The organism is Pseudomonas sp. MF6776, assembly GCF_016613125.1.
In the GTDB taxonomy this organism is placed as follows: Bacteria; Pseudomonadota; Gammaproteobacteria; order Pseudomonadales; family Pseudomonadaceae; genus Aquipseudomonas; species Aquipseudomonas iridis.
This window is the reverse complement of record NZ_JAENSQ010000012.1, coordinates 48,102-74,324: the sequence shown is the minus strand read 5'-3', so window position 1 is coordinate 74,324 and position 26,223 is coordinate 48,102. Positions and strand designations below refer to the sequence as shown.

The window sequence follows — 26,223 nt, the reverse complement described above, 5'->3', positions numbered from 1 at the left end:
ATATTGATTGTTGGTAATATCGCTTAATATCTTCGAAGTGGACCCGTCCAGTCTGGAAGTTGAGTATTGTCAAATTTGGCGATAAACAATTAACTTGATGGGGTTCCATAATGGATTTTAAGAAAAAAAATAAGATTTTTCAGTCATCAACTAAAGCTCTGGCTGAATTGAATGGCAAGTTGGCTGCGGATGCTGCTGAGTATCTTCAGGTAATTGATGAGCTGGAGTTGGCGCTGGAAGAGAGTAAAGAAGATCAGGTTATCAAATGGTACGCTCGCGAAGTAGCGTTGCAGGCGGGATCCTCAATGTATGAAATTTATAATCCCGGCAGACTTTTGCTTAACGACTTTCTACAAATGAATTTTGTCATTGGTATGATTAATCGGGTGGGGGCGCGTGAGCATGATGGTCTTGTTCGGGTCGGGCCTGATGAGAAAATCGAAGTCTATGGTCCGGATGGCTGGATTGACCTGCGTGCGCGCACCATCCTTGGTTGGTATGAGGAGTATACGAGGCCTTTGAAGTTGATTGCGGATATATCCCGCGCAGCAGGAGGGTATGTATGGCCGGACCTGGATATGACCCTGGACCAATGGTTTCGCTTTCATGAGATTGATCCGCCGAAAAATAACGCAGAAGTCAGGAACTTGATTGCCTTGTTGAAGTTTGATCCGGTCGTTGATAATCCCGTCAACTATTGGGAGCACTTTCAGGAGGGTGGGCAGGGATTGTTGAAACTCACGCAGGACGAATTTTCAGAGATCAGGCGGGCGACGGCAAAAATTACTTTAGGTAGGAAACTTCTCACAATATTGCACAGCATCAGCGGGCGGCCACGTATAACGCATAAGAACGCCGCTCAGCAAATAAAAAACCTGGTTACACACGCTGGCTCGCTAGTGATCGCCAGAAGATATCTCGAAGAGCTTGAATGGTTTGGCGCAAACGTACAGGAAGAGGTATCTGAGAGCGTGCTGGCCCAGCTATTGATAACGGCTATATTGCTCGACCTTAATACATCGATTGACCAGAGTATCCGACGCGGACGTGTTGCCGAGTTTGATTTGTATGCAGCGACAAACGTTGAACGACATGCCTCGTCAGTACTTCATGACCTGTCGAGCTTTTTGCAGACCAAATAATGGGTAGACGCTGCTCTGGCGCCGCTTGCGGCGCATATGTTACTGACTCGCATTGCACCAGAGTTTCTCGTATCTGGAGTACCGTCGTCAGTTACACTTGGCTCGATTGCGTGGATCAATTTCAGTCGTGGCGTGACGCTGGTTAACGCGGTTAAAACCGGCGCCGCTCAAGTGATGACCTATACCCAGATCATGGCTTACGCTGACTTGTATCCGGTAAGTGACGCGCAGAGACATCTACGGGATCTGACCATGATCGACCCGATTGTCGATTGGGCGCTGCTTAATCAAGTAGTGATGCGTGCAGAGCTTGATGAGGCGGAGGAAGCTACTACAAAACGAGCAATTGCGGCATTCGAGCAGCATGCCGAGAAGTTTAGCCAAATAGCCCAAGCCTTCTCGACAGTGCTACCTGACAGGGCGAAAATTGCCCGTGCGGCATTGAGTGTCGCGGCGCCGGGCTGCGACACTCTGGACGAAAAAGCACTTTCCGAACAAGGCGGCCAGCAGATCATGTCCATGGTTGATTTGCATCAGTCTGGCGATCTGGTTACCGGCAAGTGGGACCGGCGCACCGTCCGCTTGATCACGAACGGGGTGCCGCGACCGGCCATCAATTACAACCCTTCGGGCGTTAGTCTTTATAAGCATTACCCACAATTACTCGCGCTCAAATCCTGTGATGAGGAGATGGATCGTCAGTTGGCGGTGTATCGCAGTGATTTGGATGAGGCCATGTTGACGACCGTAAAAATGGCGTTGGCGCTGATGCCCGATACTGATCTGCACGCGTTCATGAATGCAAAGATCCACTTTCTCACCGTGCGTGGATCCGCGATCTATACGGTCACCAAGCGCATCGGCGGGCCATTGGACAAGGATTTTCAAAATGAAACACTGCAAAGCCGAGACGCTGCAACCGGTCGTTTTGGCGTTGTGATGTTTGCGACTTACAACAATGCCGTCATCTGTTATGAGCTGTTCACCTCGCGCGGAGAGTTTCGAAAAAATGACGCATTGGGTGAGTTGATTGTTCGCCAGCGAACACTGCAGCAGCGCTCAAGGATGAGTCGCCCGGCTGACCTGACATCTCAACTGCCTTTTACCTCCCTTCAGTTATTGCCGCTCAATGTGAAGTGTTACACCCATGGTGTTGCGCCAGACGCTTCGATCAGCAGTAGCATGGCCTTTATCGATAACTTTGGTGCGCTGCCCGAGCCGCAAACAACTGCGAACCCCAAGATGGGATTTTATCAGCGTATCAACGATCCCGACGTTGCACGTATCGCGGAGTTTATTGTTGCTCATCGACCGTTCCTGAATGCTCGGGAACTCAGAGAGCTAGTTCGTGTACCCACGCCTTTGGAGCTCTCCCGAGAAGAGGGCGAGCGGCTGATTACTTATTTCATCAACCTGGTGGTGCCGTTCAAGAAATGTATCGAGGACATTACATCCGGTGAACACGACAAAGTGGTAGATGGGATCTATGGTTGCTTGATGGACGGCATCGGGCTGGTGGGAACGGTCGCGGGAGCCAGTTCCAAAGTGTTGAGTATTTCAGCGAAGGCCATTTCTACAACGGCAAAAGCTGCGCGTTTTACCAAGTTGGCGTTTACCTCGGCGATTTCGCTATTCAACCCACTGGACGGCGTGCCGTCTGGCATACAGTTAGGTGGAAAACTGGTACACAAGGGTTTTTTGCGTTTCAACAAAAACTCGCATGCTCTTATCGCGAAGGCGAACAAACAGCTGCGCTCACTCAGGCCGCGACAACACCCACATGTTTTGTTTGACAATAATGGTAGCGCACAATTCGCGCTCGGCACCTGGCGCCCCCGCAGCGTAGCGAGCGATGCCGTGGCGATCCTGGCCGTGCGCCGGGACAATAAATGGTACGCCTTGAATCGTCGCGGCGACGTCTGGGGCAAACCTCTGGACGGTTTCAGGCAGAACGCGCCATTGCCATTGCCTTACCCGACAAAGACCTTGCCGGAGAGCTATTCGCGAAGCTTCATCGACAAAAGTCTGCCGCGCGCGCGAGCGAAAATCGATAATGCCCTTGAAGCCATAAGCCGTCATGACTTCAAACGCGATTGCAGTCGAGTGATGAAAATATTATTCGGGGACTCGTCATCGGTAGCCATAGATCGTTTGATTATCTACCTGCGCTTGATCCGTTTCGATTTTGCCGGGTTTTCGCTAAGCAATATTGTGCTTGACGCCATCAAGGAGAATGAAACTATCGCCGCATTCGATGTTAACGCTTATAAACGCTGGAAAAATGAAGGCGCAACCAATGGGGCTGATCAGGCTTTTGTTGAAATATATACAAAAAACCTCAACAAACATTTCATCAGCCTGGGCTTTAATCATGACGTCGTAGCCGATGATCTGATTCACGAGTTATTCCATGCGAGTGCGCAGACGGACGATGTGGGCTACGCGACTGACGCGCAGGCAGAAAAGACCGAAGGACAGCAACTGAATGTGGCAACACTGCTCAATATTGCATCGGGCTGTCTGCCGGTGTCAGAAGGCAGCACGGTTTGTCATGCGCCATCCAAAGCCTTTGAAAATGCAGATTCGCTGGCGATGGCCACTTCACTTCTGAGCCAGCTTTGCACAGACAAAGTGACGTTCGACCGCAATATGGCGGCCATCACCAGTGCTCTTGAAGCCAGTGGCGCAAACGCCATTACCGAGCCGGTTATTATCACTCTGAACAAGCCGGCGTGATTATGTAGGCCGCGATCTGACTTCCCTACCTGGCCGAATCAATCCGCCAGTTCAGGCCGATCCCGAAACTGCTCCAGCGCTTCGGGATTGGCCAATGCATCGGTGTTTTTCACCGGCTGGCCGTGCACTACGTTCCTGACGGCCAGTTCCACCACCTTGCCACTGATCGTGCGTGGAATGTCAGTGACGGCAACAATCTTCGCCGGCACATGCCGCGGTGTAGTGCTGGCGCGGATCACCTGGCGAATCTGCGCTTGCAGGCTATCGTCGAGTACCGCGCCGTCCTGCAACCGCACAAACAACACCACCCGCACATCGTCCTGCCATTGCTGCCCGATAGCCACGCTATCGAGCACTTGCGAGACTTTTTCCACCTGCCGATAAATCTCCGCTGTACCGATGCGCACGCCGCCGGGATTGAGCACGGCGTCGGAGCGGCCGTGAATCATCATTGCGCCGTGGGGCAACTCTTCGGCGTAATCGCCTTGCGCCCAGACTCCGGGGAACAGGCTGAAATAGGATTTGCGCAGCTTTTCGCCCTCTGGGTCATTCCACAGGCCGATCGGCATCGCCGGGAAGTGCCGGGTGCACACCAACTCGCCTTTTTCACCGATCACCGGCTGACCCGCGTCGTTCCACACTTCAACCGCCATGCCCAGACTCTTGCCCATGATCTCGCCGCGCCGCACGGGGGATAGCGGATTGCCGTTAACGAAGCAGGAAACGATATCGGTGCCACCGGACATCGAGGCCAGGCAGACGTCCGGTTTGAAGTCGCGGTAGACGAAATCGTAGCTCTGCGGCGACAAGGCTGAGCCGGTGCAGAGCAGGGTTTTCAGGGCGCTCAGATCATGGCTTTCGCGGGGCTTGAGGCCACTGCTTTCCAGGGTTGCGAGGAATTTTGGGCTGGTGCCGAATACGCTGACGCGCTCATCTTCCAGCAGATCCAGCAAACGCTCGGGACCTGGGTGAAATGGCGAGCCGTCATACAGCACCACGGCGCTGCCGACCGCGAGGGCCGACACCAGCCAGTTCCACATCATCCAGCCACACGTTGTGTAGTAGAACAAGCGGTCGCCGGTACCGAGGTCGACGTGTAATCCATGTTCCTTCACGTGTTGCAGCAGCACGCCGCCGGTGCTGTGCACGATGCATTTCGGCACGCCGGTGGTGCCGCTGGAATACAGCACGTACAGCGGATGGGCGAACGGCACCGGGACGAAAAACGGATCGCCGCCCGGCGTGTAGAAATCATCCCAGAGCATGACATCGGCGTGCGTTCGATAATCTTCCACGCGAGCCTGCGAGCGCGCGTAAGGCACGATGATCAGTTGTTGCAGCGACGGCAGTTGCGCAAGGATTTCATTGAGCTTGGTCGTCTGGTCGATCTCTTTGCCCGCATAGCGATAGCCGGCACAGGTGATCAGCACTTTCGGCTCGATCTGGCCGAAGCGGTCGATCACGCCATGGGTGCCGAAGTCCGGTGATGAGCATGACCAGATCGCGCCGAGGCTGGTGGTCGCGAGCATCGCCACCAGGGTCTGCCAGGTGTTTGGCATGCACGCCGCGACCCGGTCGCCGAGACCAACGCCAGCCGCTTGCAGGCTGGCCTGAAACCCCGCGACCTGGCGGGCCAGTTCGGCCCAGGTCAATTGCTCGCGCTGACCATTTTCCGCCACGCTCACGACCGCCACCGCATCATCGCGCCGGCGCAACAGGTGCTCGGCAAAATTCAGCGTTGCTCCGGGAAACCACTCGGCGCTGGGCATTTTCGCGCCTTCGCGCAGCACGGCGTCGGGCCGGGTATGGAAGCCGATGTCGAAGAAATCAACGATGGCCTGCCAGAACACTTCGCGCTGATCGATGCTCCACTGATGCAGGGCAGGGTAGTCGCCAAGGTTCAGCGAATGGCGCTGATTGACGGAGCGTCGGAACGCGTCCAAGCGCGATTTGGCGATGCGGCTGGCGTCGGGTTGCCAGAGGATGTCGGACATTGGTTTGCCTCTTGTTTTGTTGTTCATGCACATCGCCTGTGGGAGCGAGCCTGCTCGCGAAAGCATTCTGTCAGTGAATGCATAAGTGACTGACACACCGCCTTCGCGAGCGGGCTCGCTCCCCCAAGGAGAATGGCTGCGCGCAAACTTACTGCGCCAACCACCCACCATCAATATTCCACGCCGCGCCACGGACCTGGCTGCCAGCCTCGCTGCACAGAAACAACACCAGATCACCCAGATGCTGCGGGGTGACGAATTCCAGTGACGGCTGTTTCTCTGCCAGCAAATCATGTTGCGCCTGCTGCGGGTCGATGCCCTTGGCTGCGCGATCATCGATCTGCTTCTGCACGAGCGGCGTCAACACCCAACCCGGACAGATAGCGTTGCAGGTGACGTTACTGGTCGCCGTTTCCAGGCCGACCACTTTGGTCAGTCCGATCACGCCATGTTTGGCCGCGACATAAGCCGCTTTGCCCGTCGAGCCTACATGGCCGTGGACGGAAGCAATGTTGATGATTCGTCCCCAGCCCTTGGCGCGCATGCCCGGCAAGCTCAGGCGAGTGCTGTGGAACACCGAAGATAGATTGATGGCGATGATCGAATCCCAGCGCTCGATCGGAAATTCTTCCACCGACGCGACGTGCTGGATACCGGCGTTATTGACCAGAATGTCGACGCCGCCGAACTCGTGCTCGGCGTACGCGATCATCTCGGCGATCTGCGCCGGGTCGCTGACGTCGGCCGGATGATGGCCGACCTTGCCGCCGGACTGCGCCACTTCGGCAATCACTTTGGCGGCATCGCCAAAACCATTGAGAATCACATTGGCCCCAGCCTTGGCCAGTGCAAGGGCAATGCCCAGGCCGATGCCGCTGGTGGAGCCGGTAACCAGTGCGGTTTTGCCCGTAAGAGTCGTCATCAATACCTCACACAATGCCAGTGGCGTAGAAAGTGCCGATCACCACGAAAACCGCCAGGGTCTTGATCAGCGTAATACAGAAAATGTCTTTATAGGCTTCGCGGTGGGTCAGACCGGTAACCGCCAGCAGCGTGATCACCGCGCCGTTATGCGGCAGGGTGTCCATGCCGCCGCTGGCCATCGCGGCCACGCGGTGCAGCACTTCCAGCGGAATGTTCGCCGCGTTCGCCGCGCTGATGAATTGCTCCGACATCGCCGCCAGGGCAATGCTCATGCCGCCCGACGCCGAACCGGTGATACCGGCGAGCAAGGTCACGGTGATCGCTTCGTTGACCAGCGGATTGGGGATTTGCTTGAGCCAGTCGGCCAGCACCAGAAACCCCGGCAGCGAGGCGATCACCGCGCCAAAACCGTATTCGGAGGCGGTGTTCATGGCGGCCAGCAACGCGCCGCTGACCGCGCTCTTACTGCCCTCGGCCAGTTTGCTGCGAATCGCTTTAAAGCCGAACACCAGCACCATGAGGATGCCGATCAGCAACGCCGCTTGTACCGCCCAGATCGCCGTCAGTTTGGCGATTTCAGTGGTGACCGGCGTGGCCATGCCCGGCAGCGCGAGGCTGTGGGTCTTGCCGTACCACTGCGGAATCCACTGGGTGAACAGCAGGTTCATGATGCCCACTGCCAGCAGCGGCGACAGCGCAAGCCACGGGTTCGGCAGCTTCAGGTCTTCGGCCGTTTCCGGCTCGTTGCGCAGCTCGGTGCCATAACCTTCACCGGCACGCTGGGCCTTGTTGCGCTGACGCTGGAGGAACAGCATGCCGGCGCAAAACACGAAAATCGTGCCGATCACACCCAGCCACGGCGCTGCCCACGCGGTGGTATTGAAGAAGGTGCTGGGAATAATGTTCTGGATCTGCGGCGTGCCGGGCAGGGCATCCATGGTGAACGAAAACGCGCCGAGGGCGATGGTCGCCGGGATCAGACGCTTTGGGATATTGCTCTGGCGAAACATCTCCGCGGCAAACGGATAAACCGCAAACACCACGACGAACAGCGAAACGCCACCGTAGGTGAGCACGGCGCAAACCAGCACGATGACTAGCATGGCCTGCTTGGTGCCGAGCAGGCGAATCGCCGCAGCGACGATAGAGCGCGAGAATCCGGACAGCTCAATCAACTTGCCGAACACGGCGCCGAGCAGGAACACGGGGAAGTACAGTTTGATGAAACCGACCATTTTTTCCATGAACACCCCGGTGAAGGCAGGGGCGACGGCGGAAGGGTCGGTCAACAGGACAGCGCCGAGGGCGGCAATCGGGGCAAAAAGGATAACGCTGTAGCCACGGTAGGCCGCGAGCATCAACAGCGCGAGGGCTGCCAAGGCAATGATCACACTCATGGTGTGTCTCTCCAGAATTGTTATTTTTGTGGTTGAAACAGGTGTGGGAGAGGCTTTAGCGAGTTTTGTGCCATATATCTAACTTATTGAAATATATGGAAATTATTTTCAGTTGTCGGCATTAAATGAATGCTTTGTCTCTATTTTGAGATGTTTTTTGAATCTGCCGACGTCATCGCTGGCAAGCCAGCTCCCACAGGACTGCGATAAACCTGTGGGAGCTGGCTTGCCAGCGATGCTTTTGTCCTTGTCTTTATTTCGAGATAAGTATCTCTCTATTGAGACTCGGCAATCCCCAGCGCCACCATCTTCTTGTACAACGTCGACCGCCCAAGCCCCAGCCGAGCCGCTGCCTCCGGCACCTTCCCCCCACATTGCACAAGCGCAGACTGGATCAATTGCCGGTCAAACCGTTCGCGAGCCTGGGCGAAAGTTTCCACGGCCAACGGTTCAACAATTGGCGCGCAAGTCCGCTCCACTGGCGTAAACGTGCCGATTGCCGCACGAATGTCGACCTCTGAAAGCATCAAGTCATCGCTGAGCAGCGCCGCCCGTTCCAGCACGTTGCGCAGCTCGCGAATGTTGCCCGGCCAGGCATGCTGCGCGAGCAACGCCAAGGCTTCGCGGTGCAGTTCGTGCTGGCTGCGCAGCTCTTCGAGAATGGCTTCGCTGAGCGCGGGCAGGTCATCGAGCCTGTCCCGTAACGGCGGCACATTGATGGGCAATACGTTGAGTCGGTAATACAGGTCAGCGCGGAACTCACCGCGTTTGATTGCCGCTTGCAAGTCCGTCGATGTCGCGGCGATCACCCGCACATCGCTCTGGATCACTTCATTGGAGCCCACCGGCTCGAACTCTTTCTCTTGCAGCACGCGCAGCAGTTTGCTTTGCAGTGGCAACGGCATGTCGCCAATTTCATCGAGGAACAACGTGCCACCTTGGGCAATCTGCAGTTTGCCGGTGCGGCCCTTGCGGTCAGCTCCGGTGAAGGCGCCTGGTGCCGTACCGAAAAACTCCGCTTCGAGCAGCGCCTCGGGGATCGCCGCACTGTTGATGCTGACAAACGCCTTGTGCGCCCGTGGCGAAGCACTGTGGATTGCCTGGGCCAATAGCTCTTTGCCGGTGCCCGTTTCGCCGAGCAACAAAACCGGCGAGTCGGCACTGGCGCTGCGGCGAGCGCGACGTTTGACTTCGAGGCTGGCGGCACTGGTGCCGATGAAGTGCGCAAAGTTGTACTTGGTCTGCCGCGCACGCAGCAATGAGCGGGTCGAGGCGAGTTCCTCCTGCATGCTCAGGTAGCGCTTGAGCATCGGCGACAGGGTGCGCAACTCATCAAACAGGGCGAAACCGATTGCGCCGATCACCGTGCCGGCATCGTCGTGAATCGGCAGGCGCATCACCACCAACGGCTCTTTCGGCGTGTCCTGCATGTCCAGCAGAATCGGCCGCCCGCTGCGCACCACTTCACGCAACAGGCTGCCGGGGATCACGCTTTCGCAAGGCTTGCCGATCGCACCGGCAGCGGACTCCAGGCCGAAACGTCGGGCGTAGCGTTCGTTCATCCAGACGATGTTGGCGTCGCGATCGACAATCACCGTGCCTTCGCTCGATTGCTCGATGATCTCGAACAGTGAGCGGATCGCCAGGGTGCGAACCCGTTGGTAGTCCTTGAGGCTTTCGGTGGTGTTCATGAAGACTGATCCTGAATGTGTGTTGCGAGTGCTGGCCTCATCGCCGGCAAGCCAACTCCCACAGTTTCATTGGTGGACACAACATTTGTGAACGACCGAAAGCCCTGTGGGAACTGGCTTGCCAGCGATGGGCGCGACGCGGTTCAAGCTGGAAACCGATTATGCCTAGCCCGGATGCGCCGCCGCCAACAGCTCTTTGGTATACGGGTGCTGCGGCGAATCGAACACCTCATGACTCGCGCCACGTTCGACGACTTTACCGTCCTTGATCACGATCATGTCGTGGGCCAGAGCGCGGACGACGGCCAGGTCATGGCTGATAAACAGATAAGTCAGACCATGTTTTTCCTGCAGGTCACGGAGCAGGGCGACCACTTGTTTCTGCACCGTGCGATCCAGTGCCGAGGTCGGCTCGTCGAGCAGAATCAGCGCCGGTTTCAGCACCAGTGCCCGCGCGATGGCGATACGTTGGCGCTGGCCACCGGAAAACTCGTGGGGATAGCGATGACGGCTGTCCGGGTCGAGACCGACTTCCTTGAGTACGCGGATCACTTGTTCATCGCATTCGTCGGCGGTGGATTCGCAATGCACTTCCAGGCCTTCGCTGATGATCTGCGCCACCGACATTCGCGGACTGAGGCTGCCGAAAGGGTCCTGAAACACCACCTGCATCTGCCGGCGCCACGGTCGCAGTTGTTTCTGATTAAGGCCATCGAGCGCTGTGCCTTGAAAACGAATGCTGCCTTGCGAATCGAGCAAACGCAGAATTGCCTGACCCAGCGTCGACTTGCCCGAACCGGATTCGCCAACAATGCCCAAGGTCTTGCCGCGTTGAATGTTCAGGCTGATGCCGTCCACTGCGCGCAGGTACTGTTTGCGCTGAAACAGCCCGCCACCGACGACGAATTCCACTCGCAGATCATCGACCTCCAGGACGTTTTCGCGCTCATCCCGGGGCAATGCTTCGCCATCTGGCTCGGCGTTGAGCAGCACGCAGCTGTAAGGATGCTTCGGCTCGGTGAACAGCGTTTCGCAGGGCGCCTGCTCGACAATCTCGCCGGCCTTCATCACGCAGACGCGCTGGGCGATGCTGCGCACCAGGTTGAGGTCGTGGCTGATCAGCAGCAGCGACATGCCCAACCGCTGTTGCAGGGATTTGAGCAGCAGCAGGATCTTGCGCTGCACGGTGACATCAAGGGCAGTGGTTGGCTCATCGGCGATCAGCAACTCTGGTTCGCAGGCCAGCGCCATGGCAATCATCACCCGTTGACGTTGGCCGCCGGACAACTGATGCGGATAGGCCTTGAGCCGCTCTTTGGGTTTCTGGATGCCCACCAATCCGAGCAGCTCGAGGATGCGTTTTTGCGCCTCTTTGCCACCGAGGCCGCGGTGCAGCAACAGCGTTTCGCCGATCTGCTTTTCGATGGTGTGCAGCGGATTGAGCGAGGTCATCGGCTCCTGAAAGATCATCGCGATGCGATTGCCACGCAGTTCACGCAGGACCTTCGGATCGGCGCCGACCAGTTCCTGCCCGCGATAGCGAATGCTGCCGCTGGTGTGCGCGTCGCTTTCGGGGAGCAATTGCAGGATCGAATGCGCTGTGACCGATTTGCCCGAGCCGGACTCGCCGACCAGTGCCAGGCACTCACCGGGGCGAATATCCAGGCACAAGTCGCGCACCACGGTCTGACCATGGAAGGCGACGTTCAGATTACGGATTTCAATCAGGTTGTCAGTCATGGTCACGCTTCAGGATCGAGGGTCGAACGCGTCACGTAACGCTTCGCCGATGAACACTAATAAGGAAAGGATCAGCGCCAGCGTGAAAAACGCCGTCAGTCCGAGCCACGGTGCCTGCAAGTTCTGCTTGCCCTGGCCAATCAACTCGCCCAGCGAGGCACTGCCGGCGGGCATGCCGAAACCCAGGAAGTCCAGCGCGGTGAGGGTGGAAATCGCTCCGGTCAGAATGAACGGCAGGTAGCTTAACGTCGCATTCATGGCGTTGGGCAGGATGTGCCGGACAATCACTTTGCGGTCAGTCAAACCCAAGGCGCGCGCGGCTTTGACGTATTCCAGATTGCGTCCGCGCAGGAACTCGGCACGCACCACGTCCACCAATGCCAGCCATGAAAACAGCGCCATGATCCCCAGCAGCCACCAGAAATTCGGTTCGACGAAACCGGAGAGGATGATCAGCAGATACAGCACCGGCAACCCGGACCATACCTCAAGCAAACGTTGCCCGAGCAGATCGACCCAGCCGCCGTAATAGCCTTGCAGCGCGCCCGCCGCGATGCCGATCAGCGCGCTGACAAACGTCAGCATCAGTGCAAACAGAATCGAAACCCGCGCGCCGAAGATCACCCGCGCCAACACATCCCGCGACTGGTCATCGGTGCCGAGCCAGTTGACTGCCGTGGGTGGGCTGGGCGCCGGTTTGTTGAGGTCGTAATTGGGTGTGTCGTCACTGAACGGGATGGGCGGAAACAGCAGCCAGCCACCGTCCTTGCGGATCAGGTTCTGCACGTATTCGCTGCGGTAATCGGCCTGGAAGGGTAACTGCCCGCCGAACTCCTGTTCGGTGTGCCGTTTGAGTACCGGGAAGTACCACTGGCCCTGGTAGCTGACCATCAACGGTTTGTCATTGGCGATCAGTTCACCGCCTAACGTCACGACGAACAGTGCGATAAACAACCACAACGACCACCAGCCCCGGCGATTTTTCTTGAAACGCTCGAAGCGGCGACGCCCCAGGGGCGAGAGCTTGAACATCAGGCGTTCCTCGCGGCGAAGTCGATACGCGGATCGACGAGGGTGTAACACAGATCGCCAATCAGTTTTATCAGCAAACCGAACAGGGTGAAGATGAACAGCGAGCCGAACACGACCGGATAGTCCCGGGAAACCGCCGCTTCGTAGCTCATGCGGCCGAGGCCGTCGAGGGAAAAGATCACTTCGATCAGCAGGGAGCCGGCGAAGAACACACTGATAAAGGCTTGAGGAATGCCCGACACCACCAGCAACATCGCGTTGCGGAACACGTGGCCATACAGCACACGACGCTCGCTCAAGCCTTTGGCCCGCGCAGTGACCACGTATTGGCGGGTGATTTCGTTGAGGAACGAGTTCTTGGTGAGAATCGTCAATGTCGCGAATCCACCGATCACCAGCGCAGTGACCGGCAACACCAGATGCCAGAAGTAGTCGGCGATCTTGCCAATGGTCGACAACGATTCGAAGTTGTCCGAGACCAGACCTCGCACCGGAAACCAGTTCAGCGAGGTGCCGCCGGCAAACACCACGATCAGGAACATCGCGAACAGGAACGCCGGCATCGCGTAGCCAATAATGATTGCCGTGCTGCTCCAGATATCGAAATGGCTGCCATGATGCACGGCTTTGCGGATGCCCAGTGGAATCGACACCAGATAAGTGATCAGCGTGGCCCACAGCCCGAGCGAGATGGTCACCGGCATTTTTTCCAGGATCAGGTCAGTGACCGTCGCGCCACGAAAGAAGCTTCTACCGAAGTCCAGTTGCGCGTAGTTCTTCAGCATCAGCCACAGGCGTTCATGGGCCGGTTTGTCGAAACCGTACTGTTTTTCGATGTCCTTGATCAGTTGCGGGTCGAGACCACGGCTGGCGCGTGATGTACCGCTCATGGTCTCGCCCGAACCACCGCCGACATTCGTCCCGCCAATGCCCTGCAAGTGCGCGATCGCCTGCTCGACCGGGCCGCCCGGCGCGGCTTGAATGATGACGAAATTGACCAGCAGAATGATCACCAGTGTCGGAATGATCAGCAGCAGACGCCGCAGTATGTAACCCCACATCAGCGAGGTCCTCCGGGTCTGCCGCGCGTGATTTTCTCGGCGGTCATCTGTTGATTGGTCAGCGGCGTACGGCTGATTTCCCACCAGCTCTCGATGGCTTCGTCATTGCTCGCCTGAACCGACGGAATGCCGAAACGGTTCCACCAGACTGTCGAACTGCCCGGCGGGTAGTAGTTGGGAATCCAGTAGTAATTCCATTGCAGCACGCGGTCCAGTGCATGGGCGTAATGCAGCATGTCGGGTTTGGTCGAGGCGCGGATCAGGCCGTTGATCAACGTGTCCACTGCCGGGTTTTTCAACACCATGTAATTGTTGGCGCCAGGGTCGTTGGCGGCCGCCGAGCCGAAATAGTTGAGCAGTTCGCCACCCGGCGACGTAGTGACCGGATAGCCAGTGACGATCATGTCGTAGTCGCGGCTCATCAAGCGGTTGACGTACTGCGAGGCGTCGATGCGGCGGATGTTAAGGTCGATGCCGATCTGTTTCAGCGTGCGCTTGTAGGGCAGTAACAGGCGATCGATGCCGTTCTGGCTGACCAGAAAGGTAAAACTCAGCGGCTCGCCTTCGGCATTCACCAGTTGATCGCCGTCAGGTTTCCAGCCGGCCTGCTCAAGCAAAGCGAGGGCTTGCAATTGCTTGTCGCGGATCAGGCCGCTGCCATCGGTTTTCGGCGCCTCGAAGACTTTAGTGAAGACCTCGTCGGGAATCTGTCCACGCAAGGGTTCAAGGATTTTCAGCTCTTGTGCATCGGGTAACTCCCGCGCCGCCAGATCCGAATTGGAAAAGTAACTTTGCTGGCGGATGTACAGGTTGCGCATCATCTGCCGGTTGCTCCACTCGAAATCCCACAACATGGCCAGTGCCTGACGCACGCGTCGATCCTGGAACGTCGGTTTCTGCAGGTTGAACACAAATCCCTGGGCCGATTGCGGCGCCTCGGTGGCCAGATGGGCTTTTTGCAGACGCCCGTCGCTCAGGGCAGGGCTGTCATAACCAATCGAGTAGCCAGTGGCTGAAAACTCGCGGTTGTAGTCATAGGCGCCACCGCGCAGCACCTGGCGTGCGACGTCGGTGTCGCCGAAATACTCGATGCTGAAATGGTCAAAGTTGTACAAGCCGCGGCTGACCGGCAGATCCTTGCCCCACCAATCGGGATTGCGCTCGAACGTGATACTCCGTCCCGAGTCAACCTTGCCGACCCGATAAGGGCCGCTGCCCAGTGGCGGTTCATAACCACCACCGCCGGCAAAATCACGACGCTTCCACCAATGTTCGGGAAACACCGGCAGGGTCGCGATATCCAGTGGCAAGGTGCGGTTTTCATCGCTTTTGAAATCGAAGCGCACGGTCAGCGGTGCTTCGACTTCGACGCCTTTGACGTCGGCGAACTGCGTGCGATAGCGCAAGCTGCCTTGGGTCATCAACAAATCGTAGGTGTAACGCACGTCTTCGGCGGTGATCGGCTTGCCGTCGGCGAAGCGGGCCTTGGGGTTGATGAAAAATCGTAGCGACAGGCCGTCGTCCGAGCGCTCCATTTTTTGCGCGACCAGGCCGTAGACGGTGTAGGGCTCGTCCATCGAACGCTGTGCCAGCGGTGAGTACAGCATGCCGTCGATCTGGCTGACGCCTATGCCTTTGTCTATGTAAGGAAGGATATGGTCGAAGTGACCGATTTCGAGCGCCGAGCGGCGCATCGTTCCGCCCTTTGGGGCCTGCGGGTTGGCGTAGTCGAAGTGACTGAAGCCTGCGGGGTACTTGGCGGGTTCGCCATACACGGTCAACGCATGTTGCGGTGCAGCGTTCACACCAGCGGCGCCCGACAGCAGGGCGAGGGCGGTAAGCATCAATGTTGGGAAAACCAGTCGCATTGTCAGCCTTGGAACCGGGTAATCGATAAGCGCAAGTTGTACGCGAGAGGCGCGTCAGTCGCCAGCCGTATGTGTAACTGAAACACAACGGCCCACCAAAAGGCGGGCCGTTGTATAGCAATCAGACGAAGGATCAGTCCTGACGGCTGGTGACTTCCAGCAGGTGATAACCGAACTGGGTTTTCACCGGGCCTTGCACGACGTTGATCGGCGCGCTGAAGACCACGGTATCGAATTCCTTGACCATCTGGCCAGGACCGAACGAACCCAGATCACCGCCCTGACGGCTGGATGGGCAGGTGGAATTGGCCTTCGCGACTTCGGCGAAATCAGCGCCGCCTTCGATCTGGGCCTTGAGTTCGTTGCACTTGTCTTCGCTGGCAACAAGGATGTGGCGGGCAGTGGCTTTAGCCATGGGGAAACTCTCCAATCTATTTCAGTAAAGTGTGGAGCCTACCGGAATCAGTGGCCGAATTCTCGGCAAAGTTCCGTGGGATTGTCGACTGTCTGATCACAGATTCGCTGCTTTCAGGCGCGCGGCATGCTCTACGTAAAGACTAATCGGGTCGAGCTGACTGGGTAATCCGTTGGCAGGACGGCGCAAGGTGCTCAGGTGGTCCAGCGGATAGTCAGACCGGATCACTTGCCCCAGGTGGGAACTGAAGCGTCCTACGAAACCGTCATTCTGTTGTCCCTCTGTCATGAAATATTGCGACAGCGCCCGATGAACGCCTTGAATCGGATCGAGACTGGGCAGACCGTTTGCAGGCAGCACTCCGCTCCAGGAGTAATAGTGCACGCCATTGACCTTTCCGGGGCCGTCGCCGCCCCAAGTGCTGGGCAAGCCCTGTGAAAATTTGTCGTTGAAAGCGCCAACCCCCTCGGTGGTCAGCGCATTGAGCGCCGCCAGCGCGTTTTGCGGCAGGTTGACGCTACCGCTGAGCAATGAAAGGAAATCGCCAAACAGCGTTGCAATGTTGTGCGCGACCAGTTCCGGCAATTGCCCCGGAACCAAAGCTTTGCGCAGGAAGTCAGCCAGTTCCGAACCGTGGTTTGGACCACTGACCGACGTCACCGAAGCGACGGCGTGCGGAGCAAGCGCCGCTGCATATCTTGCAGTCAGTGCGCCCTGGCTGTGGCCGATGAGGTTGACTTTGCTGGCACCTGTGCCTCGCAGGACACGATCAATCTGCGCCAGCAACTGCTCGCCCCTCATTTCATTATTGTGGGTAGCGGAGAGGTGGGGAACAAAGACCCGGTTTTCGGCGGTTTTCAGAGCCTCCTTGACGTCATGAAACAGCTCGAAATGGCCAATACGCTCGAATCCGAACAGGCCGTGTACCAGAAGGATGGGATAACGAGTTACAGCATTCCGTTGCATGTTCTTACCTTTCTTCGCAGAAGTTCATTGGGGAATCTGTGGGCCACTCTAAAACACACAACTCGTTGAAGAGGTACGAAGAGGCTTCAATTGACCGGTGAATCTGGACTAGTAGTCGTGGGAGTTTTCGGCAGCAGTTGAAGCCTAAATCGGAAGCTCTGGCCGTCCCCCGCAGGAAGCAGCTCGATTTTGTGTAAGTTGCCTACCGGTCCCATAGCTTTTGCGCCATGGATGCGGCGAATTCGGCTGATAGCGAGAGCACCCGCAAACGCGTTCAATGTTGACTGTCGACGCCGTCAATGAAGACAGCGTTTTGTCCAAGGAATGGAATTGCGAATGAACACGCATGAGATCGAGTTTTGCTACCGGATGCGCCACCCAGCCAGCGCCAGCAAGACAGTTGAATTGTTGCCAGCAGTAACGCTCGATGCGCTGGAGGGCACCGTCCTCGACCCCTCGCAAAGCAAGGTCGTCGTCCGCATCGCCCCGTATTCGGGCATGGCCAGTGGTGATCAACTGCTGTTGAGCTGGGACGGCCTGGATATCGAGGGTTATGCCTATCAGCATGAGATGGTGCGCTTCGTCAGCGACGCTCAGGTTGGCAAAGACGTCATTTTCGTTATCAAGGGCATGCACGTCGCGGCTTTGGATGGCGGCTCGCTGGAGGTCCGCTGGACACTCTTCAGCGCAGCATTGTCCGAGCCCGCATTGTCTGCGCGCCTGCAATTGTCCGTGGGGGATACGCGGACTCAATTGCTTGCGCCGCATGTCGAGGGTGCAAGTGGCGGGACGCTGGACCCGGCGCGTGTCGCTGAAGGCGTACTCATTACGCTTCAGCCATACGCTCGCATGGCTGCAGGTGACCAGGTTTTGTTGATGTGGTCTGGCGACGCATCCCCGCTGTCGTTCAGCGATCGATTGAAGGTCGAAACCTTCGCAGTCTCCGATGTCCTGTCATTTTGGGTCGCGCCTGAATACATCGCGGCGCATCTTGGTGGCGAGGTCTCGGTGCGCTACCGAATCGAGCAGGCGGGTGGGGTGGTGCGCGAATCCGAGCCCGCGCGAATACTGATCACGCCGTTGCTGCTCGGTGAGCTGGATGCGCCTGATGTACTGGAAGCTGAGGACGGTGTGCTACTGACGGAGGATTCGATCGATGGCGTCACTGTGGTGATCGGCAATGCCCAAACGCAAGAAGGTGAGCTGGTCTACCTCAAGTGCGACGGTGCATATTTCAATCATCGGGATGACCGTGAAATCACCCGGGAAACCGCAGGCAAACCGCTGATTTTCATCGTTCCACAGCGTTTCTGGCGTGAGCATCTTGGGTCGACTGTTTCTGTTGCCTACACCGTCGAGCGTCTGGACGACGTCAGTCAGGCGTCTGCGGTAACGCTGGTGCGGGTCGAGGCGTAGTTACGACGCGCTTCGCCCTCCGGTTTTTTTAAAAAACCGGAGGGCAGGTCTAGATATCAGCCTCTGGCTTGCGTGCCAAGGCGCTGAGCTGCATCGAGCAGCAGTTGCTCGGTTGCGCTGAAACCCAGGCAGCCATCGGTGATCGAGACACCGTATTGCAGCGATGCGCTCAGTGGCTGACAGCCTTCGAACAGATGCGACTCCAGCATCATGCCAATCAACGAGCGATCGCCCTGCAAGCGCTGTTCAAGCACTTCGTTGAACACGCCTGGTTGGCGCAATGGATCCTTGCCACTGTTGGCGTGACTGCAGTCGACCATAATCCGGCTCGGGATTTTCAGGCGGATCAGTTCGGCGTGAATCCGTGCCACGCTCTCGCGATCATGATTCGGCCCCTGATGGCCTCCGCGCAACACCAGATGGGTGTCAACGTTGCCGGGTGTCTGAATGATGGCCGGGTGTCCCTGACTGTCGACGCCGAAATGCCGATGGGGATGGGCTGCCGAACGCATGGCGTCGACGGCAACGGTCGCACCACCGTCGGTGCCGTTCTTGAAGCCCACCGGCATGCTCAAGCCGCTGGCCATTTCGCGATGGATTTGCGATTCAGTGGTGCGTGCACCGATGGCAACCCAGCTCAGCAGATCGTCGAAGTAGCCGGCGGCCATCGGTTGCAACAGTTCGGTCGCCACCGGCAAACCAAGTCGGATCATTTCCAGCATCAGCTCGCGCGACAGTGCCAGGCCACCGGCCATGTCGTCACTGCCATCCAGATGCGGGTCGTAGGCCAGACCTTTCCAGCCGACAGTGGTGCGCGGTTTTTCGACGTAGGCACGCATCACCAGAAGCATTTCGTCGCTGACTTGTTCAGCCAGTCGAGCGAGCTTGCCTGCGTATTCAAGGGCGGACTGAGGGTCGTGGATTGAGCAGGGTCCAACAATTACCAGCAGGCGCTGGTCTTCGCCGTTGAGGATCGCGCGAACCGCCTGGCGGTGGGCGGCGACCTGGCGGCTCAAGGCATGGCTCAATGGCAATTGCTGCTTGAGTTGCAACGAGCTCGGCAGACGCAGGGTCAGGGCTTCGTTGGCGCAAGTATGGGTGGACAATGGCAGTGCAGAAATGGACGAGTTCATATTCGGTCTTCCTGGGCAGGCGGCGGGTGCTTCCCGCTCGCTCGGCCCTACTGGGGTGTTCGACAATTGGCCGTATTGGCTACGTGTTCGGGTTTGCCACCTGTAGGTGACCGATCGGAGGCGGCAGGCTGTCCCGAGCGGAGGCTGGTAAATCGCCAGGCGCTAAAGCTGTCGTAACGGTAATAAGTGGCGTAGTTCATTTGATGAATCCTCAAAGTGTCTGGTGTGTGGCTGAAAAGTTTGTGGCCTGAAAAAACAAAACCCCCGGTCGGGAAGCCGACCGGGGGTTGAGAAATCTCTGGTAGGCGACCCGTTTACTTGGGCGCCGTGTGGGTATCAGGCGCGCCAGTGGCTAAACCAATACCCAAAATAAAAGCTGACCGAAGCGCAAACGTCATTCGCCCGGGCAGCCGCAACCGAGCGCAGGGCGCTGGCGGTGTGAAGCTGTGAGAGGGCGTTGAACATGGTCTGTCTCCAATGAATGCGCCGAGCTTACTAGAGGCCAATACACCTCAGCAATCAGAAAATGCTATCGAGCCGCCAATGAAACACCTATTGCTTGAGTGCAGCATGCGTTGTGACACACTCCACTTTTACCCGCAGATGGCAGGGGCGGGTGAGTCCGCTGATGGAGGCAAAATGAGATTTCGTATGTGTCGGGCGACACCTGAAGACTTGGTTTTTGCCCGCGCTCTCACCTGTCAGAACATGCTGCATTACTACATTCATCATGAGCTGTTGTGGCAGGACGAGGCGTTCGACGTGGCATGGTCGGGGCGTGAAAACTGGTTGATAGTGCTTGATGATGTGCCGGCAGGTTTTTTCAGTCTGAGTCGGGATGCGCGGGCGCTGTATATTCGTGAACTGCAAATGGCTGAAGCCTTTCAGGGGCAGGGCGCAGGATCCTGGGCGATCGACCAGATTATCGGCATGGCCCGGCATGAAAGGCGCCCGGCGTTACGCCTGACGGTGTTCGAAAATAATCCGGCAAAAAAATTGTATGAGAGAAAAGGACTACACGTACAAGGCGAGGACGAGTGTTTCCTGCGAATGCAGCTCGATATCAGTACACCTGTGCTCTGAAACCCACGGCCGGCAAGCCCTGAATGATCGTTTGAAACTTTTTAAATGACGCTTGCCGCTAGGTCTGCCGGGCACTTTTTGCTAAGGTGTCCCGCATCCCAATATGACCATATCGCGAGGTGTCTGCTTGATTAGGGTGCTGGTGGTCGATGACCATGATCTCGTTCGTACGGGCATTACACGGATGCTGGCCGATATTGATGGCTTGCAGGTGGTTGGCCAGGCCGAGTCCGGGGAAGAATCCCTGATCAAGGCCCGAGAGTTGAAACCCGATGTGGTTCTGATGGACGTCAAGATGCCCGGCATCGGCGGACTGGAGGCCACGCGCAAACTGCTGCGCAGTCATCCGGACATCAAGGTGGTCGCGGTTACGGTGTGTGAAGAGGATCCTTTTCCTACACGGTTGCTGCAGGCTGGTGCTGCGGGATATCTCACCAAGGGCGCCGGGTTGCCGGAAATGGTACAGGCCATTCGCCTGGTGTTTGCCGGGCAGCGCTATATCAGCCCGCAGATTGCCCAGCAATTGGCGATCAAGTCCTTCCAGCCGTCCAATGATTCACCTTTCGATGCCTTGTCCGAGCGCGAAATCCAGATCGCATTGATGATTGTCGGCTGTCAGAAGGTTCAGATCATTTCCGACAAGTTGTGCCTCTCACCGAAAACCGTGAACACTTATCGCTACCGTATTTTCGAGAAGCTTTCGATCAGCAGCGACGTCGAGCTGACACTTTTGGCGGTTCGTCACGGAATGGTTGATGCCAGCCTCTGACATGACTGAAACATTCGATTCCAGTGCCTTTCTGTCGACTGTCAGCGGGCGCCCCGGTGTGTACCGGATGTTCGACAGCGATGCGCGCCTGTTGTATGTCGGCAAGGCCAAGAACCTCAAGAAGCGACTGGCCAGCTACTTTCGCAAAACCGGCCTGGCGCCGAAGACGGCTGCACTGGTTGGACGCATTGCTCAGGTCGAAACGACCATCACCGCCAATGAAACCGAGGCGCTGCTACTAGAGCAGACGCTGATCAAGGAATGGCGGCCGCCGTACAACATTCTGTTGCGCGACGACAAATCCTATCCATATGTATTTTTGTCCGACGGCCAATTCCCGCGTTTGAGCATTCATCGTGGGGCAAAGAAAGCCAAGGGCAAATATTTCGGGCCCTATCCAAGTGCTGGCGCCATCCGTGAAAGTCTGAGCCTTCTGCAGAAAACGTTCTTCGTCCGCCAGTGTGAAGACAGTTACTACAAGAACCGGACCCGCCCGTGCCTGCAATACCAGATCAAGCGTTGCAAGGCGCCTTGCGTCGGGCTGGTCGAGCCTGATGTTTATGCTGACGACGTCCGTCATTCGGTGATGTTCCTCGAAGGGCGCAGTCATGCGCTGACCAACGAGCTGTCCAGCGCGATGGAAGAGGCGGCGATCAACCTCGAATTCGAGCGCGCCGCCGAGTTGCGCGATCAGATCGCTCTGCTGCGCCGTGTGCAGGATCAACAAAGCATGGAGGGTGGCACGGGCGATATCGATGTCATCGCAGCCTTCGTCAACCCTGGCGGCGCCTGCGTGCATTTGATCAGCGTCCGTGGCGGACGCGTGCTGGGCAGCAAGAACTTCTTCCCGCAGGTCGGGATTGATGAAGACGTTTCTGAAGTCATGGCGGCGTTTCTCGGTCATTACTTCATCAGCAGCCCGGAGCGCGACCTGCCCAGCGAGCTGATCGTCAACGTGATGCACGAAGACTTTCCGACGGTGATCGAGGCGATCCATGAATTGCGCGGTCGTGAACTGGCCATCAGTCATCGGGTACGAGGCACGCGCGCGCGTTGGCAGCAATTGGCTGTGACTAACGCCGAGCAGGCTTTGGGTGCGCGTCTGGCCAATCGTCAGCACACCGCGGCGCGGTTTGACGCTTTGGCTGAAGTGTTGAATCTGGATGAGCCACCGCAACGTCTGGAGTGTTACGACATCAGTCACTCCAGTGGTGAGGCGACGGTCGCATCCTGTGTTGTCTTTGGCCCGGAAGGCGCGATCAAATCGGATTACCGGCGCTACAACATTGAGGGTGTCACGGCTGGCGATGATTACGCCGCCATGCATCAGGCCCTGACGCGACGTTTCAGCAAACTCAAGGACGGCGAGGGCAAGTTGCCGGACATTCTGCTGGTCGACGGTGGCAAGGGTCAGCTATCGATGGCCCGCGACGTGCTCAATGAATTGGCCGTGCCGGATTTGATCATGCTCGGTGTCGCCAAGGGGGCAACGCGCAAGGCGGGTTTCGAAACGTTGTATCTGAATGATGCGGCGCATGAATTCACCTTGCGCGGTGACTCGCCGGCACTGCACCTGATTCAGCAGATTCGCGATGAAGCGCACCGTTTTGCAATTACAGGGCACCGAGCACGTCGCGGCAAAACTCGCCGTACGTCAACGCTGGAAGGCGTTGCCGGAGTAGGGCCGACTCGACGTCGCGACTTGTTGAAACATTTTGGTGGATTGCAAGAGCTGACTCGTGCAAGCATCGAAGAGATAGCGAAAGCCCCGGGGATCAGTAAAAAGCTCGCAGAGTCGATTTATGCGAACCTGCATAGCGAGTAGAATGCCCCTTCACCTCGTAGCCAGTTGTGCCGATGAATATCCCTAATCTGATTACCGTTCTACGCGTCCTGCTCATCCCGATCTTCATTTTGCTGTTCTATCTGCCATATCAGTGGAGCTACATGGCCTCCGCCTCGGTGTTTGCCTTTGCGGCAGCAACGGACTGGCTGGATGGTTATCTGGCGCGTCGCCTGGAGCAAAGCACTCCGTTCGGAGCGTTTCTTGATCCGGTCGCTGACAAACTCATGGTCGCCGTTGCGCTGGTGCTGCTGGTTCAAGAGCATGGCAACCTCTGGCTCACGCTGCCAGCGGCGGTGATTATCGGTCGCGAGATCGTTGTTTCGGCGCTGCGTGAATGGATGGCTGAACTCGGTGCGCGTGCGCACGTGGCTGTATCGAATCTCGGCAAATGGAAAACCGCAGCGCAAATGCTCGCGCTGGTGATTCTGTTGGCTCACCCGAAGGATTTCAATTTCTGGGTTGTCTTGGGTTACACCTTGCTGCTGGTGTCGGCAGGCCTGACTTTGTGGTCGATGGTTCAATACCTGCGCGCCGCCTGGCCACATCTGAAGACCGATGTGGAAAAGAAATAAAACTTTTTTGAATCAAGGGGTTGACGGAGCTTCTTAATTCTATAGAATGCGCATCACCAAGCGGGAATAGCTCAGTTGGTAGAGCACGACCTTGCCAAGGTCGGGGTCGCGAGTTCGAGTCTCGTTTCCCGCTCCAATTTGTACGTGTTTGTTGTTGTGCTACTGACAGCAGATGCTTTGAGGCCGAGTAGCAAAATGGTTATGCAGTGGATTGCAAATCCACCTACGCCGGTTCGATTCCGACCTCGGCCTCCACTATAAACAAGCTCCGTAGATCCATGATTTACGGAGCTTTTTTATTTGCAATGCGTTGCAAGATTTAGTCTTTAAAACGTTCATTGCAAACTTGCTTCACCGGGAAGTGATGTATATATTTCCCGCTCGGCTGCTGAAGCCTTCATGCTGTCAGGATTGAGAGCATGCCGCTGGAAACAGCAACACAGCGCTACCGCCCGAATGGCGAAACTGGTAGACGCATGGGACTTAAAATCCCCCGCTCGTAAGGGCGTGCCGGTTCGATTCCGGCTTCGGGCACCATCTATATCAAGGGCTTGCATGACATACCTCATGCAAGCCCTTATTTTTTTCCGCAATCAAAAAATCTATTCCGCAATTCCCGTCCTTCTGTCACTCCGTAGGGGCTACCTTCATGCCCTTACGCGTCCGGATATCCTGTTCTGTTGTCCCGACAGATGCATGCCCAACTGGTCTCGAGCTTCGTGGATGCTCTCTGTTGGTTCCTCTTCGCCCGCTGCCGCTTTTGCTGGTATCCCGCATTTGAAATTCTGCTTACGGAATCCAGGCGCAACCGGCAGGTAACGTTCATTCAGTGGAGCTCGGCGTTGTCCGATTCATAATGGCGTGGTGAGCGAAAACGGAAGGCGCAGTTCTTCGACAGGCCCTGTATCCCGGCCGCACATTTCGTCGTGCACGCATTGCTGCACCAGCACGCAAGGAAATGCAGGGACGGTCTGCAGCAAGTCACGCAGGTGGGTGATCGAACGCAGGTGCATCGGCTTGGTCGCATCATCAAGCAAGGTGAACTGGCCGTGGTCCAGGCGGATCCGTGCAAGATAAAAACCACCTTCGAGTGACAGCAGTTCCAGCTCGCGTATTTCGCTGTTGGCCGCGTGTTCGGTGAGGGTTTTCAGGTTCATGCTTCACTCCTTGCCTACCAGGGCAGGCGTTCTCCATCGTAAGCAAAGAAATGGCCGCTGTCGGCCGGGGTCAACTGGTCTATCAAGGTCAGCAATTGGGCCGCGGCCACGTCTGCCGGCCGGGCACTGGAGGCTCCGCGGAAAGGTTGCGACAACCCCGAGATAACCGTGCCTGGGTGCAGACTGAGCAAGCGGCTCTGCGGGCGAGTGCGTGCCAGTTCGATGGCGGCGGTCTTGATCAGCATGTTCAGTGCAGCCTTGGAGGCGCGATAGGCGTACCAGCCGCCCAAACGGTTGTCGCCAATGCTCCCGACCTTTGCCGAAAGCATCGCCATCGCTCCCATAGGATCGAGCAGCGGCAGAAAGTGGCGCAGCACCATTGCCGGCCCCAGCGCGTTCACTTGAAACACGGTCTGAAGCGCGTCCGGCTCGATTGCACTGAGGCTTTTTTCCGGCTTGATCCCGTCGCGATGGAGTAGGCCGGCCGCATGTACGATCAGTTGATACGGTGCTTCGGATGCCAGCTCGGTGGCGGCGCTGGCAATCGTTTCGGGTCGTTCAAGGTCCAGTTCGGGAACGGTATGGCGCCCCAGCGCGCGAACCCTGGCGCAGCGCGGATCCTGTTCGAGCTGTTCGCAAAAAGCCGTGCCGAGGGTTCCACCGGCGCCGATCACCAGCGCGCGATAACCGTCGCCGAGCGAGTCCATGGTCAATACGCGATTCATTGGCTCGCACCGGCGCCCTGGCGACGGAAGAATAGCGTCACCTGGCCGACCTCTACCCCGAACTTGGACATAGTGGTGCGGTTGATCAACGTGTCCTCGTCCATCAGGTACATCCAGTCGTCCATGCTCATTTCGTAGGTCGAGTCGTCGACCGGCAGGTTCAGGCGATAACGCCAGTGCAACGTGTTTCCAGCGATTTGGCCCTTGGCGACACCCACCACATCATCCGCGCGACCGCTCCAGCGCCCCTGGCCCTCGGGCGTGAGGGTCCAGACGCGGCGCTGGCGTGTGCCGTCGCTGTACTGGAAGCGCTCGTCGAGAATCAGGTTGTTGCCCTCGCGGCGGCTGACGATGTCGACCTCGAAGCGCTTGACAACCTCACCGCTGCGCTTCTGAAACATTCCCCAGGCTTTGACGGGCTGGCTGAAAAAATGCTCCAGATTCAATGCCGGTTGCTGATCCGCATAACGGGCGACATCCACACTGCTGCAACTCCCGACGCTGAGGGCCATTGCCAGTATCAGTAGAAATCGGGTCATTGCCTTACTCCCTGAAG

General features: G+C 57.4%; 21 protein-coding genes and 3 tRNA genes. 10 read left to right on the top strand and 14 right to left on the bottom strand.

Annotated elements, in window-relative coordinates; translation table 11 throughout:
* The first annotated feature begins 110 nt into the window (after positions 1-110).
* Both JJD74_RS15750 and JJD74_RS15745 read left to right on the top strand, forming a co-directional pair.
* The gene (locus JJD74_RS15750) at positions 111-1,142 is read left to right on the top strand and encodes a hypothetical protein (protein WP_200615300.1); all 1,032 of its coding nucleotides are present in this window, start codon (positions 111-113) and stop codon (positions 1,140-1,142) included.
* A 36-nt stretch (positions 1,143-1,178) separates the two neighbouring features.
* The gene (locus tag JJD74_RS15745; RefSeq protein WP_200615297.1) at positions 1,179-3,878 is read left to right on the top strand and encodes a hypothetical protein; all 2,700 of its coding nucleotides are present in this window, start codon (positions 1,179-1,181) and stop codon (positions 3,876-3,878) included.
* A 38-nt stretch (positions 3,879-3,916) separates the two neighbouring features.
* On the opposite strand, the gene JJD74_RS15740 is transcribed toward JJD74_RS15745, so the two are convergent.
* From JJD74_RS15740 to JJD74_RS15695, 10 genes are all read right to left on the bottom strand, one after another.
* On the bottom strand, positions 3,917-5,872 hold the full coding sequence (locus JJD74_RS15740; RefSeq protein WP_200615519.1) for an acetoacetate--CoA ligase: 1,956 nt from the start codon (positions 5,870-5,872) through the stop codon (positions 3,917-3,919).
* 148 nt (positions 5,873-6,020) lie between these two features.
* Positions 6,021-6,794, bottom strand: a complete 774-nt coding sequence (hbdH, locus tag JJD74_RS15735) for a 3-hydroxybutyrate dehydrogenase (protein ID WP_200615294.1) — start codon at positions 6,792-6,794, stop codon at positions 6,021-6,023.
* 7 nt (positions 6,795-6,801) lie between these two features.
* Positions 6,802-8,193, bottom strand: a complete 1,392-nt coding sequence (locus JJD74_RS15730) for a GntP family permease (RefSeq protein ID WP_042559384.1) — start codon at positions 8,191-8,193, stop codon at positions 6,802-6,804.
* Between the two features lie 275 nt (positions 8,194-8,468).
* Entirely contained in the window at positions 8,469-9,884 is a 1,416-nt protein-coding gene (locus JJD74_RS15725; RefSeq protein ID WP_200615284.1) for a sigma-54 interaction domain-containing protein, read from the bottom strand.
* A 165-nt stretch (positions 9,885-10,049) separates the two neighbouring features.
* Complete coding sequence (locus JJD74_RS15720; RefSeq protein WP_115146993.1) at positions 10,050-11,624, bottom strand: ABC transporter ATP-binding protein; 1,575 nt, start codon at positions 11,622-11,624, stop codon at positions 10,050-10,052.
* A 9-nt stretch (positions 11,625-11,633) separates the two neighbouring features.
* Positions 11,634-12,656, bottom strand: a complete 1,023-nt coding sequence (locus JJD74_RS15715; protein WP_042559381.1) for an ABC transporter permease — start codon at positions 12,654-12,656, stop codon at positions 11,634-11,636.
* Positions 12,656-13,717 carry a microcin C ABC transporter permease YejB gene (locus JJD74_RS15710; RefSeq protein WP_200615274.1) on the bottom strand — a complete coding sequence of 354 codons (1,062 nt, stop codon included), beginning with the start codon at positions 13,715-13,717 and terminating at the stop codon, positions 12,656-12,658. Before JJD74_RS15710 ends, JJD74_RS15715 begins: the two co-directional genes overlap by 1 nt.
* The gene (locus JJD74_RS15705) at positions 13,717-15,585 is read right to left on the bottom strand and encodes an extracellular solute-binding protein (protein ID WP_200615272.1); all 1,869 of its coding nucleotides are present in this window, start codon (positions 15,583-15,585) and stop codon (positions 13,717-13,719) included. Before JJD74_RS15705 ends, JJD74_RS15710 begins: the two co-directional genes overlap by 1 nt.
* Before the next feature lie 133 nt (positions 15,586-15,718).
* The gene (locus tag JJD74_RS15700; RefSeq protein ID WP_003445034.1) at positions 15,719-16,000 is read right to left on the bottom strand and encodes a peptidylprolyl isomerase; all 282 of its coding nucleotides are present in this window, start codon (positions 15,998-16,000) and stop codon (positions 15,719-15,721) included.
* A gap of 96 nt (positions 16,001-16,096) precedes the next feature.
* A complete protein-coding gene (locus JJD74_RS15695; RefSeq protein WP_047301482.1) occupies positions 16,097-16,966 on the bottom strand; it encodes an esterase/lipase family protein in 870 nt (289 codons plus the stop codon).
* Positions 16,967-17,302: 336 nt separating this feature from the next.
* Between JJD74_RS15695 and JJD74_RS15690 the strand changes: the two genes are divergently transcribed.
* Positions 17,303-18,382: a hypothetical protein gene (locus JJD74_RS15690; RefSeq protein WP_200615269.1), complete on the top strand. Its 1,080-nt coding sequence runs from the start codon at positions 17,303-17,305 to the stop codon at positions 18,380-18,382.
* A 56-nt stretch (positions 18,383-18,438) separates the two neighbouring features.
* Here JJD74_RS15690 and JJD74_RS15685 read toward each other — a convergent pair whose 3' ends face one another.
* Entirely contained in the window at positions 18,439-19,515 is a 1,077-nt protein-coding gene (locus tag JJD74_RS15685) for a 3-deoxy-7-phosphoheptulonate synthase (RefSeq protein ID WP_042559376.1), read from the bottom strand.
* A 639-nt stretch (positions 19,516-20,154) separates the two neighbouring features.
* On the opposite strand from JJD74_RS15685, the gene JJD74_RS15680 reads away from it, so the two are divergent.
* From JJD74_RS15680 to JJD74_RS15650, 7 genes are all read left to right on the top strand, one after another.
* Positions 20,155-20,598 (top strand): GNAT family N-acetyltransferase, encoded by a 444-nt coding sequence (locus tag JJD74_RS15680; RefSeq protein ID WP_200615266.1) that lies wholly within the window; start codon positions 20,155-20,157, stop codon positions 20,596-20,598.
* Between the two features lie 127 nt (positions 20,599-20,725).
* Complete coding sequence (gene gacA / locus JJD74_RS15675; RefSeq protein ID WP_016984198.1) at positions 20,726-21,367, top strand: response regulator transcription factor GacA; 642 nt, start codon at positions 20,726-20,728, stop codon at positions 21,365-21,367.
* Between the two features lies 1 nt (position 21,368).
* Complete coding sequence (gene uvrC / locus JJD74_RS15670; RefSeq protein WP_200615502.1) at positions 21,369-23,192, top strand: excinuclease ABC subunit UvrC; 1,824 nt, start codon at positions 21,369-21,371, stop codon at positions 23,190-23,192.
* A 32-nt stretch (positions 23,193-23,224) separates the two neighbouring features.
* Positions 23,225-23,785, top strand: coding sequence for a CDP-diacylglycerol--glycerol-3-phosphate 3-phosphatidyltransferase (gene pgsA / locus JJD74_RS15665; protein ID WP_200615257.1), 561 nt, complete (start codon positions 23,225-23,227; stop codon positions 23,783-23,785).
* A 60-nt stretch (positions 23,786-23,845) separates the two neighbouring features.
* Positions 23,846-23,921 (top strand) — tRNA-Gly (locus tag JJD74_RS15660).
* Positions 23,922-23,966: 45 nt separating this feature from the next.
* Positions 23,967-24,040: transfer RNA gene (locus tag JJD74_RS15655), tRNA-Cys, on the top strand.
* 195 nt (positions 24,041-24,235) lie between these two features.
* Positions 24,236-24,322: transfer RNA gene (locus tag JJD74_RS15650), tRNA-Leu, on the top strand.
* Between the two features lie 314 nt (positions 24,323-24,636).
* Here JJD74_RS15650 and JJD74_RS15645 read toward each other — a convergent pair.
* From JJD74_RS15645 to JJD74_RS15635, 3 genes are read right to left on the bottom strand one after another with little or no spacing between them, the layout of a single operon-like run.
* Positions 24,637-24,942, bottom strand: a complete 306-nt coding sequence (locus JJD74_RS15645) for a DUF6482 family protein (protein ID WP_042559369.1) — start codon at positions 24,940-24,942, stop codon at positions 24,637-24,639.
* Positions 24,943-24,956: 14 nt separating this feature from the next.
* Entirely contained in the window at positions 24,957-25,667 is a 711-nt protein-coding gene (locus JJD74_RS15640; RefSeq protein ID WP_200615254.1) for an SDR family oxidoreductase, read from the bottom strand.
* Positions 25,664-26,206: a DUF3833 domain-containing protein gene (locus JJD74_RS15635; RefSeq protein WP_042559367.1), complete on the bottom strand. Its 543-nt coding sequence runs from the start codon at positions 26,204-26,206 to the stop codon at positions 25,664-25,666. The genes JJD74_RS15640 and JJD74_RS15635 overlap by 4 nt, the downstream gene beginning before the upstream one ends.
* Positions 26,207-26,223: the final 17 nt, after the last annotated feature.